The organism is Pseudoalteromonas sp. NZS100 (assembly GCF_015864815.1).
GTDB classification, from domain to species: domain Bacteria; phylum Pseudomonadota; class Gammaproteobacteria; order Enterobacterales; family Alteromonadaceae; genus Pseudoalteromonas; species Pseudoalteromonas distincta.
This window is the reverse complement of record NZ_JADYWM010000003.1, coordinates 30,974-51,346: the sequence shown is the minus strand read 5'-3', so window position 1 is coordinate 51,346 and position 20,373 is coordinate 30,974. Positions and strand designations below refer to the sequence as shown.

General features: G+C 39.9%; 18 protein-coding genes and 5 tRNA genes. 11 read left to right on the top strand and 12 right to left on the bottom strand.

What is annotated here, in order from left to right; translation table 11 throughout:
• Nucleotides 1-32: 32 nt before the first annotated feature.
• Nucleotides 33-1,613, bottom strand: a complete 1,581-nt coding sequence (locus I6E69_RS03665) for a LysM peptidoglycan-binding domain-containing protein (RefSeq protein WP_193226700.1) — start codon at nucleotides 1,611-1,613, stop codon at nucleotides 33-35.
• A 155-nt stretch (nucleotides 1,614-1,768) separates the two neighbouring features.
• A complete protein-coding gene (gloB, locus tag I6E69_RS03660) occupies nucleotides 1,769-2,542 on the bottom strand; it encodes a hydroxyacylglutathione hydrolase (RefSeq protein ID WP_197120664.1) in 774 nt (257 codons plus the stop codon).
• Between the two features lie 53 nt (nucleotides 2,543-2,595).
• Between gloB and I6E69_RS03655 the strand changes: the two genes are divergently transcribed.
• Nucleotides 2,596-3,381, top strand: coding sequence for a class I SAM-dependent methyltransferase (locus tag I6E69_RS03655; RefSeq protein WP_002963022.1), 786 nt, complete (start codon nucleotides 2,596-2,598; stop codon nucleotides 3,379-3,381).
• 163 nt (nucleotides 3,382-3,544) lie between these two features.
• Here I6E69_RS03655 and rnhA read toward each other — a convergent pair whose 3' ends face one another.
• Entirely contained in the window at nucleotides 3,545-4,009 is a 465-nt protein-coding gene (gene rnhA, locus I6E69_RS03650; RefSeq protein ID WP_024606536.1) for a ribonuclease HI, read from the bottom strand.
• Between the two features lie 68 nt (nucleotides 4,010-4,077).
• Here rnhA and dnaQ point away from each other — a divergent pair, with 68 nt between their 5' ends.
• The 7 genes from dnaQ (at nucleotide 4,078) to I6E69_RS03615 (ending at nucleotide 6,812) form a co-directional block, all read left to right on the top strand.
• Nucleotides 4,078-4,791 (top strand): DNA polymerase III subunit epsilon, encoded by a 714-nt coding sequence (dnaQ, locus tag I6E69_RS03645; RefSeq protein ID WP_024606537.1) that lies wholly within the window; start codon nucleotides 4,078-4,080, stop codon nucleotides 4,789-4,791.
• A gap of 9 nt (nucleotides 4,792-4,800) precedes the next feature.
• The gene (locus tag I6E69_RS03640; protein WP_197120663.1) at nucleotides 4,801-6,171 is read left to right on the top strand and encodes a TIGR03503 family protein; all 1,371 of its coding nucleotides are present in this window, start codon (nucleotides 4,801-4,803) and stop codon (nucleotides 6,169-6,171) included.
• Between the two features lie 97 nt (nucleotides 6,172-6,268).
• Nucleotides 6,269-6,345 (top strand) — tRNA-Asp (locus I6E69_RS03635).
• Nucleotides 6,346-6,372: 27 nt separating this feature from the next.
• A tRNA-Asp gene (locus tag I6E69_RS03630) sits at nucleotides 6,373-6,449 on the top strand.
• 41 nt (nucleotides 6,450-6,490) lie between these two features.
• Nucleotides 6,491-6,567, top strand: a tRNA-Asp gene (locus tag I6E69_RS03625).
• A 37-nt stretch (nucleotides 6,568-6,604) separates the two neighbouring features.
• A tRNA-Asp gene (locus I6E69_RS03620) sits at nucleotides 6,605-6,681 on the top strand.
• A gap of 54 nt (nucleotides 6,682-6,735) precedes the next feature.
• Nucleotides 6,736-6,812 (top strand) — tRNA-Asp (locus tag I6E69_RS03615).
• Nucleotides 6,813-7,522: 710 nt separating this feature from the next.
• Here I6E69_RS03615 and fadE read toward each other — a convergent pair.
• Entirely contained in the window at nucleotides 7,523-9,979 is a 2,457-nt protein-coding gene (gene fadE, locus I6E69_RS03610; RefSeq protein ID WP_002960075.1) for an acyl-CoA dehydrogenase FadE, read from the bottom strand.
• Nucleotides 9,980-10,302: 323 nt separating this feature from the next.
• On the opposite strand from fadE, the gene I6E69_RS03605 reads away from it, so the two are divergent.
• A complete protein-coding gene (locus tag I6E69_RS03605; protein ID WP_002959998.1) occupies nucleotides 10,303-11,067 on the top strand; it encodes a class II glutamine amidotransferase in 765 nt (254 codons plus the stop codon).
• Between the two features lie 43 nt (nucleotides 11,068-11,110).
• Here the strand turns inward: I6E69_RS03605 and I6E69_RS03600 are convergent, their stop codons facing one another.
• The 5 genes from I6E69_RS03600 to cmoA all read right to left on the bottom strand — a co-directional run bounded on the left by I6E69_RS03600 (nucleotide 11,111) and on the right by cmoA (nucleotide 15,458).
• Nucleotides 11,111-11,845: a DUF3108 domain-containing protein gene (locus I6E69_RS03600; protein WP_197120769.1), complete on the bottom strand. Its 735-nt coding sequence runs from the start codon at nucleotides 11,843-11,845 to the stop codon at nucleotides 11,111-11,113.
• 16 nt (nucleotides 11,846-11,861) lie between these two features.
• Nucleotides 11,862-12,509 (bottom strand): phosphoribosylglycinamide formyltransferase, encoded by a 648-nt coding sequence (gene purN / locus I6E69_RS03595; RefSeq protein WP_197120662.1) that lies wholly within the window; start codon nucleotides 12,507-12,509, stop codon nucleotides 11,862-11,864.
• Nucleotides 12,509-13,561 (bottom strand): phosphoribosylformylglycinamidine cyclo-ligase, encoded by a 1,053-nt coding sequence (gene purM, locus I6E69_RS03590; RefSeq protein ID WP_002959993.1) that lies wholly within the window; start codon nucleotides 13,559-13,561, stop codon nucleotides 12,509-12,511. Before purM ends, purN begins: the two co-directional genes overlap by 1 nt.
• A 190-nt stretch (nucleotides 13,562-13,751) precedes the next feature.
• The gene (gene cmoB, locus I6E69_RS03585; protein WP_197120661.1) at nucleotides 13,752-14,720 is read right to left on the bottom strand and encodes a tRNA 5-methoxyuridine(34)/uridine 5-oxyacetic acid(34) synthase CmoB; all 969 of its coding nucleotides are present in this window, start codon (nucleotides 14,718-14,720) and stop codon (nucleotides 13,752-13,754) included.
• A gap of 12 nt (nucleotides 14,721-14,732) precedes the next feature.
• The gene (cmoA, locus tag I6E69_RS03580) at nucleotides 14,733-15,458 is read right to left on the bottom strand and encodes a carboxy-S-adenosyl-L-methionine synthase CmoA (protein ID WP_007378000.1); all 726 of its coding nucleotides are present in this window, start codon (nucleotides 15,456-15,458) and stop codon (nucleotides 14,733-14,735) included.
• 116 nt (nucleotides 15,459-15,574) lie between these two features.
• Between cmoA and I6E69_RS03575 the strand changes: the two genes are divergently transcribed.
• Both I6E69_RS03575 and I6E69_RS03570 read left to right on the top strand, forming a co-directional pair.
• Nucleotides 15,575-16,261, top strand: a complete 687-nt coding sequence (locus I6E69_RS03575) for a DUF3334 family protein (RefSeq protein ID WP_002959987.1) — start codon at nucleotides 15,575-15,577, stop codon at nucleotides 16,259-16,261.
• 258 nt (nucleotides 16,262-16,519) lie between these two features.
• Complete coding sequence (locus I6E69_RS03570; protein WP_197120660.1) at nucleotides 16,520-17,506, top strand: AbiH family protein; 987 nt, start codon at nucleotides 16,520-16,522, stop codon at nucleotides 17,504-17,506.
• 90 nt (nucleotides 17,507-17,596) lie between these two features.
• Here I6E69_RS03570 and I6E69_RS03565 read toward each other — a convergent pair whose 3' ends face one another.
• The 3 genes from I6E69_RS03565 to I6E69_RS03555 all read right to left on the bottom strand — a co-directional run bounded on the left by I6E69_RS03565 (nucleotide 17,597) and on the right by I6E69_RS03555 (nucleotide 20,365).
• Nucleotides 17,597-18,274 (bottom strand): response regulator, encoded by a 678-nt coding sequence (locus I6E69_RS03565; protein ID WP_188162305.1) that lies wholly within the window; start codon nucleotides 18,272-18,274, stop codon nucleotides 17,597-17,599.
• A 4-nt stretch (nucleotides 18,275-18,278) separates the two neighbouring features.
• Nucleotides 18,279-19,655, bottom strand: coding sequence for an ATP-binding protein (locus I6E69_RS03560; protein WP_231619700.1), 1,377 nt, complete (start codon nucleotides 19,653-19,655; stop codon nucleotides 18,279-18,281).
• Nucleotides 19,656-19,858: 203 nt separating this feature from the next.
• Nucleotides 19,859-20,365: a hypothetical protein gene (locus I6E69_RS03555; protein ID WP_197120658.1), complete on the bottom strand. Its 507-nt coding sequence runs from the start codon at nucleotides 20,363-20,365 to the stop codon at nucleotides 19,859-19,861.
• Nucleotides 20,366-20,373: the final 8 nt, after the last annotated feature.

Below are 20,373 nucleotides of genomic sequence, written 5' to 3'. Positions count from 1 at the left end.
GCTCCTTTTTACTTTTAATATAGTTTTATAAATTAACTACTTCTGACATCTACTTTAAGTTTTAGCTTTTGGCCAGGTTGTAAGTATTTTTGACCGGCTAAATTATTCCACTTAATAATTTCGTTAACGCTTAGATTAAACTTAGACGCAATACGTGCAAGTGAGTCACCACGGCGTACTTTGTATGTAATAGTACGGTTGGTACTTGCCGTTGCTTGTGGTTTATTAGCTGACTTATACACAGTTAGTTTTTGATTTAGGCGCAGTACAGAGTTTTTCTTTAGCTTATTCCATTTAGCCAACTCATCCATAGTTACGTCATATTCGCGGCTAATATCCCATAACGTGTCGCCACTTTTAACTGTGTGCGAAAGCTTTGTGCGAGTTGCTTTATTAGCAGCTAAACGCATCTGCTTTGGTAAATGCTCGCTATTTATAGCGCCATCAGTAAGCGGGACTAATAACTCTTGGCCTACTTTAATCGTATTTGATTTGAGTTTATTAAGCGATCGGATTGCACTTGAGCTTGTTGTAAACTTTTTGGCAATTACTGATAAGCTGTCGCCTCGAGCCACAATATAACGTTGCCAGCGTAATCTGTTTTTAACATCAGTGTTTGCTAGTTTTTGGCTAAATTGCTCTGCTTTATCTACTGGCAGTAATAAAGAATGTGGGCCATTAGGGTCAGTTGCCCAGCGGTTAAAACCAGGGTTTAATCTGTATAGCTCAGTAAGCGTCATATCGGCCATATCAGCAGCAAGTGCTAAATCTATTTGCGAGCCAACATCAACCACTTCAACCACTTGTGCATTAATTACTGGTTGCCATGTAACGTTAAAATCATCTGAGCGTTTTAATAAATCGGCAAGTGCTAATAACTTTGGTACGTAGGCTGTTGTTTCGCTTGGTAAATCAAGAGACCAAAAATCGGTAGGTAAATGCTTTTTACGATTCTTTTTAATCGCGCGCATCAAGCGCCCTTCACCTGAATTATAAGCAGCAATCGCGTTAAGCCAATCGCCTTCAAGTGTTTTATGTAAATACGATAAGTAGTCAAGTGCTGCGCGAGTCGACTGCACTATGTCGCGACGACCGTCGTACCACCAGTTTTGTTTCAAATCGAATCGCTCACCTGTTGCAGGCATAAACTGCCAAATGCCCGATGCGCTACGATTAGAATAACCAAACGGGTCAAATGCGCTTTCTACAATAGGCAGTAGTGCAATTTCGATTGGCATTTCGCGCTTTTCTACTTCTTCAACAATAAAGTGTAAGTAAGGTTCTGCACGTTTAGAAATACGATCTAAATAGGCTTGGTGGCGAGCGTAATAATTACGCTCAGTAACAACAGGGCGATTTTGCGGTATTTCGATAGAAAGTTGGTAGCGAATTCGCTCCCACACATCATCAAACACGGGCGCTTCTTGCTCATCAGAGTCAACTTGCTGATATTGTGCGTTTACCATCAATGCATTGTTAATGTCGTTAGGACTTGCGCCTTCGAGTTGTTGGTTTGCTTGCGTGGCAACTTGAGAGTCTGACTCTAATGTTGTCACAGTTTGACAACCACTTAGCGTTAACGCCAAGGCTACTAATAGGGGAGATTTATTCATAAATACCAATACATCGGGTAAAAAACTCGGCGAATACTACCTGTTATGAGTTAACATTGCCACTTAATGACTTTTTAAAACGCAGAAATAGAATCATCACTATATCTTAAGTTAATGATTCTAATAAAATAAATATTAAAGTATTAGTTTTTGCATTAAAAATTGTCTTTGAACTGTCTCAGACTCGCAAAGTTTCCCCAAGGTTCATTGTTTTTTGTAACCGAGATAAATTTCTCGGGCACTAACTCTATAATGGTTGGCAAATCGCTACGCATAAATGGATTTATTTTTAGCTCCTGTCCAATAGAGGTCGGTAGAGAAATTTGATTATTACTGCGTAATTCATCTACTTTTTTACTGTACGCAAGGAGTTCTGGATTGCGTGGTTCAACGGCTTTGGCAAAGGCAAGATTAGCTTGCGTGTATTCGTGTGTGCAATACACAACACAGCTTGCAGGCAGCTCTCTTAGTTTATTAAAAGATTTCCACATTTGCTCTGGCGTGCCTTCAAATAAGCGCCCACATCCGCCGCTAAATAATGTATCGCCTGTAAAAGCAAGTTCATCATTTGTGTAACAAATATGATCAAGCGTGTGCCCAGGAGTTGCTAAAATAGTAAAATTAATATTAAGCACACTGATGCTTTGTCCATCAGTGAGTGCGTGAGTGGCGCCTTTAAATGGACTATTTGCAGGGCCATAAACCGATATATCTGGATAGGCGTCAACTAATTCAGCTACGCCATCAGTGTGGTCGTAGTGATGATGCGTAATTAAAATGCCACCAAGCGTTAGTTTATGCTCAGCTAAGTACGTTAATACGGGATGTGCTTGGCCTGGATCGACTACCCATGCTTGGTTACTGTTATCGGTAGTTAAACACCAAATGTAATTATCAGAAAAGGCTTTAATTGCTTTGACTTGCACCATGGTAAATTGCTCTATAAAGTGACACTTATCACATAGTATAACGAGCTCAAAAAATGAAACCAGCCCTTAGTTTTCAAGAAGGACCCAAACCACTGTCGTGGCAGCAGTTTCCTCATGGGGATTATTTACGCACAGATATTGAACGTAAAATGGAGCAATGGCTACCGCGTATGTTTGGCTATCATATGCTTAAGTTGGGTAATTTAAGTGGCGAATTAAACACAAGTATAAGTACGATTAAACACCAAGTGTGTGTTGCAGAGCCTGGGCCATACACCGGGGTAGTTGCTGACATAGATGAATTGCCATTTTACGAGCACAGTATTGATGCTTGTATACTAAGCCACTGCTTAGAGTATCATTCAGACCCACATCACATTTTACGAGAAGCACATCGCACGCTTATTCCGGGCGGTTATATACTAGTGACTGGTTTTAACCCGTTTAGTTTGTGCGGGCTTGCACAAATGCTGCCTTTTAGTGGTCAGAAATTACCATGGACAGGGCGCTTTTTTACCCCTGCGAGGGTTAAAGATTGGCTAAATTTATTGGGTTTTGAAATTGTAAGTGACGAACGTTTTATTTATTCATCACTGGCAAGAGGTAACAGGTTATCAAGATTTGAGTTTTGGCGGACTTTTGCAAAACAGTATTTAAAACCAATGGGCAGTGTTTATATGCTGGTGGCACGAAAAAGAGTTGCGCCACTTACGCCAATAAAACCTAAGTGGCATGCTAGGCCGCAATTTGCACCAGTAAAAGGGGCAGGGCTTAGACAAACGTCAAAGCAACACTTTAAATCGTGCGAGCAAAAAAATAATACCAATTGCATTAAATAAGTGATCTATTATAGCGCTAAGAAAATAGCACATTAACAAGGCGAAAATTGTGACATATAGCTGTTCTATATGAATAATTTTTAACGTAGTTAGTGAGTTATTTAATGCGATAGAATGAACATTTTTTTAATAAAATTGGTATAACAACTAGCTTAGAATAAATTTAAGGCTGGTAGCCTACATCTTCTAGTAAATCTTTACTGCCAGCGGCATCGCGGGCTAAATCGTCAACTATTTCGTTGTATTTATTGCCGCTATGCCCTTTAACCCACTTCCAAGTTACATTGTGCTCGCTACAGGCTTTATCTAGGCGTTTCCATAAATCGACGTTTTTAACCGGCTTTTTAGCTGATGTTAACCAGCCACGTTTTTTCCAGTTAGTGATCCACGATTCAATGCCTTGCTTAACATATTGGCTATCGGTTGTTAGGTTTACTTCGCATTCTCGAGTGAGTGATTCTAGGGCTACAATAGCCGCGAGCATTTCCATTCGGTTATTTGTTGTGAGTTTATAACCTTGGCTCATTTCTTTTTCGTGGCCGTTATAAATCATAAAAATACCATAACCGCCGGGGCCTGGATTACCTAAACATGAGCCGTCGGTGTAAATCTCTACGGTTTTTTGCACTGTTTTACCTTGATCTTATGTACAATAAAGTGATTATAGAAAGATACCAGAATCAGGCTAAATTCGATATGGCACGTAGACAAATAGTTTTAGATACAGAAACCACCGGCATCGACCCTAAACAAGGGCACCGTATTATAGAAATTGGTTGTGTGGAGTTAGTAAATCGCCGTTTAACAGGCAATAATTTTCACGTTTATATAAACCCACAACGCCCAAGTGAAGAAGAAGCAATCGACGTTCACGGTATCACTAACGAATTTTTACGTGATAAACCGTTATTTCATCAAATTGCCCAAGAGTTTTTCGACTATATTGAAGGGGCAGAGTTAGTTATTCATAACGCACCGTTCGATGTTGGTCATATGGATAATGAATTTGCACTACTTAATCAGGGCTATCCTAAAACAGAGACTTTTTGTCAAGTTCTCGACACGCTTAAAATGGCGCGTGACTTGCATCCAGGTCAAAAGAACAATCTTGATGCATTATGTCGTCGTTACGATGTAGATAACGCAAAGCGAACACTTCACGGTGCGCTACTGGATTCTGAAATTTTAGCCGATGTTTACCTTGCCATGACGGGTGGTCAAACAAAGCTGAATTTGAATCAAAACAAAGATGACGGCAGCGAGCAACAGAAAGGCGGTATAAAGCGTTTAAATAGCGATAGAGCCCCATTAGTTGTATTGCGAGCAAGCGACGCTGAGCAAAGCGCACACGAAGCACGATTAGATCTTGTAAACAAAGAAGGCGGCCAATGTATATGGCGCGCTGAATAAGGCGATTTAATGAAAACGATGTATTTTGTAACAGCGTTATGTGCCGCTAGTTTATTTACTGGCAATGCATATGGCGTAAAACAAGTAGAAGTGCTCAAGCGCGATGGGCATCAAAATGAGATCCCTTTACTTGATAATCGTTTTCGCATAGATAGCAAAATAGATGAAATAACACTGCTGTTTTTTAGAAAATCAGGTGCACCTGCTGTTATTTTAGTGCGGCCCGATGGCAGTAAGTACTTTGCTACTGACTCAGTTAAAAACCCTAACTTAGATTGGTTTGACGAACTCAGCTACGATTTAGTTACCATAAAAAAACCTATGGCAGGTCCTTGGCAAGTAATAGGCAGTATTTTGCCCGATAGCAGAATAGTTGTATTAGGCGAAATATCTCTTGAGGCAGAGCCTCTTCCTTCAATGTTGTTTAGGGGGGAGACAATAAAAATCACCGGGAAAATACTAAACGACGGTGAGCCAATTAACACAAACCTATTTAGGGATGTTGTGAGCCTTAATGTTGACTTTGTAAGTACCAACAATGAAAACTTTGCTAACTTTGGTGCAGGCATTCAAGAAGTAGCGGAATTTAAAGACGATGGACGTGGATTTGATGAGCGTCCTAAAGATGGTGTGTTTACCGGCGAGTTTACTTTAGATTTCCCTGCGGGTGAATGGACACCAGAGCTTTACGTGGCAACACCTCTGCTGCAGCGTCGCATTGTGCAAAATACAATAGAAGTGCACGAGCCTCCTTTTGTAACCGAAGTCGCGTTAGCAGAGCAAGACACAGACGAGCATCTGTTAACTATAAATATAGACCCAAGTATTGTTAAGCCAGAAACAGTCATCATCCAGGGAAAAATCTACTATCCCAATAACGAAGAGCAGATGTTTACCATAGATGCTACAGCTAAAGACTCACGTCAGCTTAGTGTTAAAAATTATGATTGGGGTAGATATAGTGTTGAACTGTCTGTTTTTGGCACTAATATTAATGGCCGTGAATTTATGGCAACGCTGCCAACGTATAAATTTGAGATAGAACGACCCATAGAAGCGGTGCCCGAAATTGATCCGGCAACGATTATTACACCAGATAAAATGGTTGAGAGTGAACCTGCTGAAGAAAAAATGGCCACATCAACAATTATTAGTTTAATTGTAGGCTGCAATACACTCATTTTATTACTCGGATGGTTGTTAATTCGTATATTTGTTCAGAAAAAACCGATTAAATTTAAAGTTAAGCTGCCTTTTTTAAAGAAAAAGAAAACAAGTGAAGGTGATGTTGCCGACACTGAAAAAAATCAAGTCGGTAAAAATGGCTCAAAAAATGACAGATCAGGTGAAATTTTAAACCTTTCGATGACAGATGACTAAAAAACCTATAAAAAAACAAAAAAGCCCTTGACGAAATAGGGGTTGGTTCGTATTATTCACGCCGCTGTCAGGGAGACCTAAACAGCAACGAAAATATGGAGTGGTAGTTCAGTTGGTTAGAATACCGGCCTGTCACGCCGGGGGTCGCGGGTTCGAGTCCCGTCCACTCCGCCATTTTCGTAAAACTTGTAAGTAAAAGCTGGAGTGGTAGTTCAGTTGGTTAGAATACCGGCCTGTCACGCCGGGGGTCGCGGGTTCGAGTCCCGTCCACTCCGCCAACACTTACACAACGTATGGTTGTAAAACATATTCTTATTATGGAGTGGTAGTTCAGTTGGTTAGAATACCGGCCTGTCACGCCGGGGGTCGCGGGTTCGAGTCCCGTCCACTCCGCCAACAAATTAAGTAATAACAAGTATAATGATATCTCTGCGGAGTGGTAGTTCAGTTGGTTAGAATACCGGCCTGTCACGCCGGGGGTCGCGGGTTCGAGTCCCGTCCACTCCGCCATTTGATATCATGATTAAAATTAGTAAGTGCATTACCCCATGCACATACCACTGCGGAGTGGTAGTTCAGTTGGTTAGAATACCGGCCTGTCACGCCGGGGGTCGCGGGTTCGAGTCCCGTCCACTCCGCCACTTGTTATTTCCTCAATAACAAGCTTATAAAATCCTTGATTAAATAATTTAGTAAAACATTCTTTGGCTATCAGCTATCAGCTATCAGCTATCAGCTATCAAATACATTCCTTGCACGAACCTGCTTATATTCCTTATTGTATCAATACCTATATCAATCTACCGATGCTCTGGTTAAGTGCTTGTGCATTGCGCTGTATCCCTTCTTTCGTAACTTTGAAACTTTTACCGCAGTTAACTTAACGCCAGGTTTAACCCCAATTCGCTTAATTAAGTAATCTATTTTGATGTAAGAAAAGCATGTCGATAATAAGGAATAATTCGTTATTTAGTTGTTTTCGGCAAATGATCCTGCATTGCTCTATCTCCTGCATCCATGCAGTCGTATATCAGAGACTTTTAACACTGCTAGGCAGGCTCTAAGTATTATTGCTAATTGGTATAGTCATTAACTTTATAGTGTTGTACTTGTAGAGCTCTTGAGAGGGTTTAAGTTTTTACAGGAGTATAGAGATGAATTAAGGGTATTTAATCAATACAGAGCTTTTAGGGTTGGTTAGATGTCAGAGCTGCCTGTTATACCAAGCTGTATAATTATTTAAACAATCTAACGAATTAAACTATTCCATCACGTTGTTAAAACTTTTTATTGTGCACAAAAAAGCCAGCACGTTATATGCTGGCTTTTGGTCTGTAAATGCTTAGCTTAGTTAAGCAGCATCAGCTTCTTTTTTAACGCTATTGCGTGCGGCTTTGCCTGCAAGTAAGTCAGCAGGGTCAAAGTCATCAACGTTAATAACATCTAAACGAGATTGCTCAACAGCAGCTAGTTTATCAGCCTCTGCTTGGCTTAAAATGCCTGCTTCAAGTCCCATTTGCGCTACTTTATCAAGCTGGAAGAATGGCAGTTTAAGGCCTTTCTCTTTACATACTCTTTCAAATAATGGCTCAACGTCTAGGATGTCTTTAAGCGTTTGCTCTTGACGACCTACAAGGTTAAGCGGCTCATTTTTTAAGTATACGTAGCTTGCTAAGCGGTTACGCGTTTCACTAGGTACTTGTAGTAGTTGCGCAAGTTTATGCTCAAGTTGGTCAGTTGGTTTACGAACCGGGCGACCAAACGGGAATAACAATACTTTTAACACGGCACGTAGTGGAGCCGAAGGCATGTTATTAATTAAATCAGCAAGTGCACGTTGGCAATGGTAAAGGTGATCTTGGCAACTCCATTTTACTAGAGCAAAATCTTCTTTTTTACGGCCTTCGTCGTTGTAACGCTTAAGCGTTGCAGACACTAAGTATAAGTAACTAAGTAAGTCACCTAAACGTGCTGAAATACGTTCTTTACGTTTTAGTGAACCACCAAATACTGCCATGCTAATGTCTGACATAAGAGCAAGTGATGCACTAAAGCGTGACGCTATACGGTAAAACTCAGCGGTTTCGTCGTTGTACGGCACACTTGTAAAACGAGCGCCGGTAAGTGCAAGCCATTTAGTACGTACAAGGTTCGACATAGTAAAACCAATGTGACCCATTAGCGCTTTATCAAATACGTTAAGGGCTTCTTCGCGGTCTTCAATTTCGCACGCACCTAGTTCGGTAAGTACAAATGGATGACAGCGAATTGCACCTTGACCATAAATAATCATATTACGGGTCAAGATGTTTGCACCTTCAACGGTAATGGCAATAGGTGCCCCTTGATAGCCACGACCTAAATAGTTATTTGGCCCAAGCATGATGCCCTTACCGCCAAGTACATCCATTGCATGAATAGTTGCATCACGCATTTGCTCTGTCAGGTGGTATTTAATAATGGCAGAAACTACCGATGGCTTTTCGCCTAAATCAACCGCACCCGTAGACATACTAACCGCAGCATCAGAGCTGTAAGCGTAACCTGCAAGTTTTGCTAGTGACTCTTCAACACCTTCCATTTTACCAATAGGTAAACGGAACTGACGACGAATACGGCTATACGCACCCGTTGCAACGGCAATCATTTTAATGCCACCGGCAGAATTTGACGGCAATGTAATTGCACGACCAACCGATAAACACTCAACCAGCATGCGCCAGCCTTGACCAGCCATATCTGGACCACCAATAATATAATCAAGTGGTACGAAAATATCTTTACCGCGAGTAGGACCATTTTGAAATGGTACGTTTAGCGGGAAATGTCGACGACCAATTTCAACTCCAGGAGTGTCCGTTGGAATAAGTGCACAGGTGATGCCTGGCTCTTTATTGTCGCCAATTAGCCCATCTGGATCTTGTAACTTAAACGCAAGACCAAGTACGGTAGCCACTGGGGCAAGTGTAATGTAACGCTTATTCCACGTTAAACTAACACCCACAACTTCCTCACCATTCCATTGCCCTTTACATACCACACCGTAGTCTGGAATTGAGCTTGCATCAGAACCCGCTTCTGGCGAAGTTAATGCAAAACATGGAATTTCTTGACCGCTCGCTAGGCGCGGTAAGTAATGATCTTTTTGCTCTTTTGTACCATAGTGTTGTAATAATTCACCTGGGCCTAAAGAGTTTGGTACACCAACAATTGACGAAAGTAATGTTGATTTACTTGTTAGTTTTTGAAGTACACAAGACTGTGCAAATGCAGAAAACTCTAAACCGCCGTATTCTTTTTTGATGATCATGGCAAAAAATTTATTATCTTTTAGATACTGCCATACATCTTGAGGAAGGTCGGTTAGTTCGTGCGTTGCTTCCCAATCGTCCAACATGCTACATACTACTTCAACAGGGCCATCAACAAAGGCTTGCTCTTCAATAGTAAGTTTAGGAACTGGGTATTGGTGAAGTTTTTTCCAATCTGGGTTACCGCAAAATAAGTCAGCTTCCCACCACGTCGTACCGGCATCAATAGCTGATTTTTCAGTATCAGACATGCTTGGCGTTACTTTTTTAAACGTAGCAAAAATAGGCTTGATGATATATTGCTGACGAAGGCCAGTAACAGAAAGAGGAACCGCGATGATCAAAAAGATCAACCAGCTAATTAAACCAAAAGCACCCGCAAAGGTACCAATTAATAAAGTTATAGCCGAAACACCAAGTGCTGTGTTCCAACTTGCTCTGTGGTAAACCGCAGTGCATAGCAACGCGATTAGAACCAGTGTAAATATGAGTGTCATTTTTATTCCTTAATAGAGGTCAGACCACCTCACTTAGAGTAGCGCTAGTAACAGTAATTTTCAAGTACATAACGATGTTAAATTGTAGTAGAAAGTAACTTAAATACGATATTTAATTACCCGACAAAGGAACAATCAATAACTATCGTATAGTCAAAGCATTAGCCGTAAGTAGTGTTAACGTAAAAATAAATAAATCTAATAGCAAAATGACACTTTTTAAGTAAGTATAGCCGTTATAGCGGGCTGCAATTTAGTGTACGCTTAATACACAAATATTCGCTATTTATTTTAATGTATGGTTTTTAAGGGTTATTTTATTAATGTGTGAATTACTTGGCATGTCAGCCAATGTGCCTACCGATATTTGTTTTAGTTTTTCAGGCCTTTTAGAGCGTGGTGGTAATACAGGTCCACATAAAGATGGTTGGGGTATTACATTTTACGAAGGTAAAGGCTGTAGAACCTTTAAAGATCCTGAGCCGAGTTATCAATCTGAAATTGCAAAGCTCGTTAAAGCATACCCCATTAAAAGTGTCTCGGTTATTAGCCATATTCGCCAAGGTAATCGCGGGCGAGTATGCCTAGAAAATACTCATCCTTTTACGCGAGAGTTATGGGGGCGTGAAATTACTTACGCTCATAACGGGCAGCTATCTAATTATCATGATTTAAAACCGCAGTACTATCGCCCAGTAGGTAACACCGATAGCGAACTCGCTTTTTGTTGGTTACTCGATAAAATTCGCGAAAAATACCCAAAGCGTCCAAGTAATATGGCGTCGGTTTTTAGATACGCGGCTAAGCTTTCGCAAACTCTGCGTGAAAAAGGGGTGTTTAATATGTTATTGACCGACGGGGTGTTTGTTTTAGCGTATTGCACTAATAACTTACATTACATAACGCGCCGTGCGCCATTTGGTAAAGCAACGTTGATTGATGCCGATATGGTGGTTGATTTTCAACAAGAGACCACACCAAACGATGTAGTAACAGTTATAGCCACAAGGCCTTTGACGAATGATGAGCGCTGGCAAAAAATGGAGCCTGGGGAATTTGCATTGTTTAAAATGGGTGAGCTAATTTAGCCCACCTATTTTAAATATTAGCTTAACTTTGGTTTAATTAAATTTAGTTAGCTTCTTGAGGTTGTTGTGCTGTTGCAGGCGCAACAGCTGTAGGCGCAATAACAGTAAATGAATTCATTTGAACTTCAAACTGCTCCATACCTTTTTCGCCTTTCCACATACGTACCAGCATGTAATCCATTTCTGGCGCAAACCATGCAATTGCTTGGCGTTTATCGTTATCGTATAAACGCTTCACTTTAATGGCTTCTACATTACCGATAGGTAAGGAGATCATCTCTTTTTCAACAACTTCAAAGTTGTAGTCGCGGCGGTTACCTTTTTTGTCTATGAGCGGGAATGAAAAGCTTGTTTCGCCTTTTTTCAATCCTTCGCGCACTTGCACTTGGTACGAAATAGCATCCTGAAATTCATCAGTCCATTCGCATTTAAGTGGGTATTCACTAGCGCTGCTAGTCACTACTTTGTTTGTTGTATCAAAATCAATTTTGTAATCTTTATCTGGGCCTGTCCCTGTACGAATCATGTTGTAATGATGCGGGGTAACCTTGCCATCTTTAAAGGTAAACTTTGATGTTTCTTCACGAGAGTCAGAGAAAATCATCCACTCAATATTGCTGTGGTATGTAAGTTCATAAGTATCGTCGCCCGTTTTTTTGAGCTCACGAACAGCCTCACCATGATTTTTACCTTTGCGTAAAATATCGTAGTTAGCTTGATACTGGGTCAATTCGCCTGCGATTAGGCTAGTTGGAAGTAAAGCGCCCGCACATAACAACAGGGCACTTATTTTTTTATTGTGGGTGGTGCGCGCCGTGTGCAGGAAGTTGTTTTTTGTCAAGAACTGCATAATCTGCTTCCATAGTAAGTCTGTGTTCACTGAACCACTTGACCACCAAAGGATAAATTATATGCTCTTGCTCATGCACGCGTTTTGCTAATGTTTCTGCTGTATCATCCTTGAGTACAGGTATTTGCGCTTGAAGAATAACGGGACCGCCGTCTAATTCTTCAGTAACAAAGTGAACACTTACGCCATGAACATCGTCTTTTGCATCAATTGCTCTTTGGTGGGTATTCAGCCCCTGATACTTAGGCAACAAAGATGGATGAATGTTCAACATTTTTCCAACATATTTTTGCACTAAGCCAGGAGTAAGAATACGCATAAACCCAGCTAATACAACTAGATTTGGCATAAAAGAGTCGATAACGTTCATTAATTGCGCATCGTACGCTTCGCGCGAGTCAAAATCTTTATGACTGAGCACTTTTGTAGCAATACCTGCTTGTTTTGCACGCTCTAGACCATAAGCGTCTGATTTATTACTAATAACAGCCGCTATATGCCCGTTTATCTCGCCACGTTCGCAGGCATCTATGATGGCTTGTAAATTAGAGCCACTACCTGAGATTAAAACTACCAGACGAGTCGGTGCCATTACTTAGCACCACCTACAATTTCAACTTGCTCTTCGCCAGCTGCTGCATCTTGAATTTCACCAAGGTGCCATGCATTTTCGCCCAAGTCTTTAAGCATTGTTAAGCTTTGCTCAAGTTTGTCTGCAGGGACTACTAAAACCATGCCTACACCACAGTTAAATGTACGGTACATTTCGTGTGTAGTAATGTTGCCGTTTTCTTGTAACCAATTAAAAATTGGTGGCCACTGCCAGCTATCACCTTTAACTACAGCTTTTGCTGAAGCGGGTAATACGCGTGGAATGTTTTCCCAAAAACCGCCGCCAGTAATATGCGAAAGCGCATGTACGTCAACGTTTTTGAATAACTCAAGTAAAGGTTTTACGTAAATACGCGTAGGCTCAAGTAGAGTTTCGCCTAATGTTTTACCTTCAAAGTCAGCGCTGGTATCAGCTTTTGACACTTCAAGTACTTTACGAATTAAAGAGAAGCCATTTGAATGAGGGCCGCTTGATGCAAGTGCAATAAGCTGATCGCCTGCTGCTACTTTTGTGCCATCAATAATTTTTGATTTTTCTACAACGCCTGTACAAAAGCCTGCCATGTCGTAGTCTTCACCATCATACATACCTGGCATTTCAGCTGTTTCGCCACCAATTAGGGCACAACCTGAAATTTCACAACCTTTGCCAATACCTGTAACTACGTCAGCTGCTGTGTCTACATCTAGTTTACCAGTTGCATAGTAATCTAGAAAAAACAGGGGTTCAGCACCTTGAACAATTAAGTCGTTTACACACATTGCAACTAAATCAATACCAACCGTATCGTGTTTTTTTAAGTCGATAGCTAAACGTAGTTTAGTACCAACGCCATCTGTGCCTGCAACTAATACTGGTTGCTTGTAGCCTTCAGGAATTTCGCAAAGTGCGCCAAAACCACCAATTCCGCCCATTACTTCAGGACGACGAGTTTTTTTAACTACGCCTTTAATACGCTCAACAAGTGCATTACCAGCGTCGATATCTACGCCCGCGTCTTTATAGCTTAGAGACTGTTTTTGTTCGCTCACAGGTTTTCCTCAAAATAGTTGTTTTGGGTTGCTTAGAAACGCGCGTATTTTACAACAATTGCAAGGTCGCGGCTAGCGTAAATGTAATTTTGAAATAATTAACAAGGACACTTGTCCGCTGTTTGTTGTTTAAATAAACAAAAAAACGCCCGTAGGCGCTTTTTTAGTATTAAAGGCGTTAAATTAACAGCTATGCTTTTGCGGTTAATATGGCTCGAAGTGGAGCGGGGTAGCCTTCAATTGTTTTACTTGTATCGTTTGGATCTAAAAAGTCGATTAACGATTCGTTTTCCATCCAGTCGGTTTTGCGTTGCTCTTCAAGCGTGGTAATAGCGCAATCTTTTATTTGCACATCTTTAAAGCCAACGCGTTCCATCCATAGTTTTAATGCTGCAGTACTTGGAATAAACCAAACGTTGCGCATTTTAGCGTAGCGGTCGGTTGGGACTAATACCGTGTTTTCGTCGCCTTCAATTACTAGGGTTTCAAGTACGAGTTCGCCGCCTGGGCGAAGCTGCGCTTTTAACTGCGCTAAAAAGTCGAGAGGTGAGCGACGATGATAAAGTACGCCCATCGAAAAAACAGTATCAAACGCTTTAAGCTCGGGTAATGCTTCAACGCCTAGTGGCAGTAAATGTACGTTTTCGTCTGGGTTGTAGTGTTTAATTGCCTGAAACTGACATAAAAATAAATCAGACGGATCAATACCCACTACAAACTCTGCGCCTTCACCGCGCATACGCCATAAATGATACCCTGAGCCACAACCAATATCTAAAACAGTGCGGCCTTTTAGTGGCTCAATATGAGGAAGCAGGCGGTCCCACTTCCAATCACTGCGCCACTCTGTATCTATTTCAATACCGTGCACACTAAATGGGCCTTTGCGCCATGGCATCATGCGTTTTAATAAATGCATGGCTTGCTTTTGCTCGCCATCACTCATCTCTCCTGGGGCGCCAATTTCTACCTTAGTAGAAATATCAACATGGGAAGTTGCCACCTCAGGCAAGTTTTTAAGTACTTTTTGCCATTTAGGCAAATCACCATGGCTAGCCTCGTTTTGCCAATGTTTTAATTGAGCAGGGAGGGTTTCTAGCCAGTGACTAAGTGGGCTTTGTGCGATAGATGCGTAAAATTGGTTAAACCATTGAGACATGGATGACTCTCTTTATTTAATTGCTACCATTGAGCAAAAATTAAAACATTGATACCACACTTGAGTTTGGCTAAAACCAATATCTTGTAAGCGAGTAAAGTGAGCGCTTAGTGTATCTGGGCGCATAACGTTTTCGATGGCGGTACGTTTTTGGCTTATTTCAAGCTCAGAGTAGCCATTGTGACGTTTAAAGTCGTGGTGCAAATCAATTAATAGGTTATCGCATTGCTCGTTTTCGGCTTTAATTTTTTCGCTTAGCAGCAATACACCACCAGGTTTTAAATTAGCGTATATTTTCTCAAGTACGGCTTGGCGCTGTGCGTGTGGAATAAACTGCAGTGTAAAGTTCATTGCCACAACCGATGCGTTTTGAATCTCAAGCTCGTTAATATCGCCCAAAGTAACAGTAACCGGCACATCCGATTTAAAACCTTGTAAGTGCACCTTACAACGTTCAACCATAGCTTGAGAATTATCTACCGCTATTATATGGCAGTTATCGGTGCGAATATTACGGCGCATGCTAAGCGTGACTGCGCCCAAAGAGCAGCCTAAATCATAAAGATTTGAGTTACTTTGTGCGTATTCACCCGCAAGTTTACCCATAGTGCTTACAATGGTGGCATACCCAGGTACAGAGCGCTGGATCATATCTGGAAAAACTTCGACTACATTTTGGTCAAAGCTGAAATCTTTTACTTGTTGCTCAGAGGCATAAATACTGTCTTTTATGGTCACGAAGGCAGTCTCTTTGTAAATAATGGCGCTATTTTAACATTTTATACTGGATAGTCAGTGATAAATTCAGTAGCTTGACTAGAATTATGAATAATAAGTACCAAAGAGAAGATTAAATGAGCAAAAGTAAGGTCATCAGCACAGACGATATATTAGCAACCCTTTGTCATTCAGTGACAGGTGTACTCACATCAGCCAGCGGCAATGGTATTAGCTACTCAGCCATGGTGCAAAAAATAACACGTACATGTATGCGACCAGATATTGGCTGCTTTGTTTTATTTGACGGCGGTTTTACAGGGCTTGTAATTACCAACTTTACTTCGCAAGCGGCGATGGAAATTTATGGCGATTACATGCGCAACATGGGGATGCCAGAAGATGAAATAGCGCATAGCCATTTATCAGACGACGTATCAAACGTACTAGGTGAGTTGATGAATCAAATTGTTGGCGACTTTACGTCTAAAGTGCGTGAGCAATTACATACGTCTATTACGCAAAACCAGCCAAAAATGATGGCAATAAATAAGCAAGTGCAAATATCGGTAGATACCACAATGGATCGCCCGCAAGCCCGCCGCGTAACATTCACCACAAGTAAGCAAAATATCTTTTACTTGGAATTAGCAATGGATAAAACAGAGTTCATTAAATTACATGACTTTGATATTGCAGAAGCACTCGACCCAGATGACATAATTGAAAACGAAGCACGTAAAAAAGCGGACAAAGAAAAATCATCTAAAGCAGTAGAACAAGATGATGGCGATGATGATTTTATGGCAGGCCTAGGGCTTTAAGTCTATTTAAGTAGGTTGGGCTGAGTGAAACGAAACCGAACGACTGCTCAGCTATTAATCTTTAGTTATGAGTGTTCGGGTTAGTGATTAAAATAAAAACGCGATTTTATATCGTGTTTTTTTGTGGGTTAAGGTTATTTAAGCATTAATTTGAATTAATTTTTTGATCTATTTACAATCGATACAATTAAAAAACTGAATACGCTCATATATGACGACCAAGTTTTTGTCTTTTAAAATTGAATATGGAAATAAAGTGTGAAAACGGTGTACTTAATAGGGAATGGCTTTGATCTTAATCTTGGTTTGAAAAGTAGCTATAATGATTTTTATGGGTTTTACAAAATTCAAGAAAGTGACTCTTATCCAGTCAAAAATTTCAAAGACAATATCTCTAATAATATAGATAAATGGTCTGATTTAGAGTTAGCTCTTGGTGAATATACAAAAGAAATAAACTCATTAGATGAATTGGATGATATTCATGAGAATATCGTAGAAGAACTCGCCGAATATTTAACTTTAGCTCAAAAACAATTTACTAAAGAAAAAATATCAAGCATAAATAATGAAAAATTCATTGAAGATCTATTTCATCCTGAAAAGTTTCTTTTAGTCAGAGATGCAATATCTTTGAGAAAATTCTTCGGGGGTAAAGATCGAAGACATAATTTTTATTCTATAGTTAATTTTAATTACACACATACGGCAGAACATATTTTAGGTCTAAATAATATTTCTAATCGTAACTCAAATCTTAAGATTGAGAAAAAAGAAGATGTTGGTCTACATAGGCTAGATTCTATATTCCATGTTCATGGGACAATAGATTCAGATATGGTCATCGGCGTTGATAATGCTGAGCAAATAATTAATAAAGAACTTTCAAATAATATTGATGCTACAAATCATTTGATAAAACGAGACTGTAATTTAGTTATGAGACATGGCATTGAGTCCGACTGTGAAAAGTTGATTTCAGAAGCAGATCTAATATGCATATTTGGTTCATCTATTGGAGAGACTGATCAGTTATGGTGGGATTTAATAGCAGAGCAACTTAAGGAGAGGAATTGTAGACTAATAGTATTTGAATATTTACCAAGTATTAATAAAAGAAGGTCTCAGCTTCTTGAAAGGCGACGACGAGCATTGTTGAAAAAATTCATTGCACCCGAAGAACTTGAAGCAGTATCTAAACATGTTTATTTTTCTTTTAATTCTGAAATGTTTTTTTTAAATTGATTTACCAAGTGCTTTAGAATTTCACTCCTTAATTGAGCTATTTTCTCGTTACTAATGCGTGCGGCTATAACTATCTTTAGGCAATACTACCTACTCTTTAAATTTATAGCCCACACTATAAACCGCTGCTATTGGGTTTAGCCCTGCTTGAATGTCGTTAATCTTTTTTCGTATATTTTTAATGTGTGTATCAATGTTGCGATCGGATATGTCGGTTGTATCGCTATATACGTTATTAATAATATCTTCGCGGGTAAAAACACGCCCTACGTGGCTTATAAATAATAAAAATATTTTAAACTCGACGGCGGTAAAGCCAATGCTTTTGCCGTTTAGGCGGGCTTCGTAATCGTCTTTGTGTAATTGAAAATTATTATGATTGATGATGTTGGTTTTAGGCTGGCTGGTCCTTCTTAGTACGGCTTTTATGCGTGCTATAACTTCTTTGGGGCTGAAGGGTTTGCATATGTAGTCATCGGCGCCGATCTCTAAACCCTGCAAGCGGTCTATTTCTTCACTTTTTGCGGTAAGCATAATAATAGGCACACTTGAAAAGGCTCTTATTTGCTTACATAGCTCTATGCCATCAACATCTGGCAGCATTAAATCAAGAAGTATTAAATCTACTGCGTTTTGTTTTACAAAACTAACTACACCTTTGCCACTATTAAAGTGCTCAGTTTCGTAATTTTGTTGCTTAGCGTAGGCAATAAGTACCTCGGCAATGTTTTCTTCGTCTTCAACGATAAGTATTTTTTGTGATGCCATTATTTTAACCTAAAAGTGTCAGCGTTATTTTAACTTCTAGCCCACCAAGTGGTGAGTTGTGCAACGATATTTGACCGCCATGTGCCTCTACTATTTGTTTGCAAAGTGCAAGCCCTAAGCCCGAACCGCCGTGCTCTCGGCTTCGAGATTTTTCAACGCGATAAAAACGCTCAAACAATTTTTGTAAGTCGTTTGGTAAAACACTTGGGGCTGAGTCTTGTAAAATAAGCTCAATGTTATTGTGCGTTTTGTTGGCAAGTATTATTACTTGTCCACCTTTATGCGTGTATCTGCAGGTATTTTCTAACAGGTTTGAAAATAATTGTATAAGGCGTTCTTTATCGCCATTTATTATACATTTACCGGCTTTGGCTAAGCTTTTGCTGTCTACATTTAATTGACGCTCTTTAAAGCGAGCGGTGTAGTTTTCAATTGATTGCTCAAAAATGCTTATTAAATCAGTGCGCGCATTGTTATAGGTTAAATTAACACTATCTGTTTGTGCTAGTTGGGCTAGGTCGTCAACAATGTGACTTAAGTTATCTACTTGGTTTATGAGTAAATTAATGCGCTTTGTGTCGGCTGTAAATACGCCATCTTGTACAGCTAACAAATGCGAGCGTAGTACGGTAAGTGGGGTTCTTAATTCGTGGGATGTGTCTGACACCCATTGAAATCGCATTTGTTGGTTTTGCTCAAGTGTGTGGGCTAAGGCATTAAAATTGTTGGATAGGGTAGCTAGCTCATCTTTACTAGAGGGAATTATTCTGCTGGCAAAATTTCCGTTTGTTAACTCATCGGTGCCAGTTACTATTTGCTTTATTGGTTTTATTAAATGGCGAGATAACACAATAGCCATAATAAATGCGAGCACAATAACGAGTAACGTGATCATAAAATAGTTATGAAATTGCGCTGCTAAAAATGCTTTTGCTGGGCTACTTTGCACAAGTTTTGAAGGGACTAAACCTATCCAGCCTATAACGTTATTGTTTAATAAAATAGGTTCTATATGTGGGTTGTCGTTTAAATTAGCTCTACCAACAACAACCTTTTTATTTTGATCATATAAACTTATACGTTGCCCTGTTTTAAGGGAACCTGCAGGTAAGTGTACCCACAATAAAGAGGGCGTTGCATTGCTGCTATTTGGTTTGGGTGGGGTGCTTGTGTGTTTATTCGTTTCAGGCTCGCCTGGCTTTTTTTGCGGCTCTACAATAGAGCGCCATAATTGCGTGTTTTGCGTAATGGGTTGCCAACTGCCTAATTCGCTATAAAGCTCAATAAGTTGCTGCTTCACCATTGCTACATGTTTTGTTTCTTCTTGTTCAACAAAGTCGTTAAAACCTGACGAAAAGGTCATGTATATAAACACAAACATAAGCCCAACTAGGGCGATATTAGTGATAAAAAAAGCTAAAAAGAATTTATGTATTAATTTCACTGATTGGCAAATAGTAAAAATCATGTGTTAACGTACCAAGCAGTATTGCATATTGATTATGTGCCTACAATTAGCGTATTTAGGGAGTTGCTTACTAAAATCCTTTTTAAGTAAGCTTTTTAGGTATGTTGATATTTGGACTAGAACTTTATTTTTGCGGTATCGCCAGCACCCAGTAACTTATATTGTGGTTTTACAAAGCTTGCGTGTACTGCACCTAAACTTTTAGGGAACGATATAGCAAGCTCATCTACTGTTGTAAATGTGTGCTTCGCTTGAAAAACAATTTCTAGGTCGTGCGCTTCGATGTTGCTGGTGGTAAAAGCGACGCGTTCAAACACCATAACTTGCTGATTTACACGTAAGCTCGTTTTTTGTTTAAGTGCATTTTTTACAAACTCTTCTTGTTGCTCTGCACTTAAGTTTGTAGGCATAAGCTTATCAATATCGCCCATAAGCCATGCTTGCTCGCTTTGCAGCGCTGAAATTAAGTGCTCAGCATTAGTTAATACTTTAACCTCAACTTGCCCGTCTCTTAAAATTACTTGGGCTGTTGTATTTTTTAATACATGGGCGCTCACTTGAGCGCTCATACTTGTTAAAATACACGCGAGCATTAGCCATTTTAATTTTTTTAAAAAATACATAATTACTA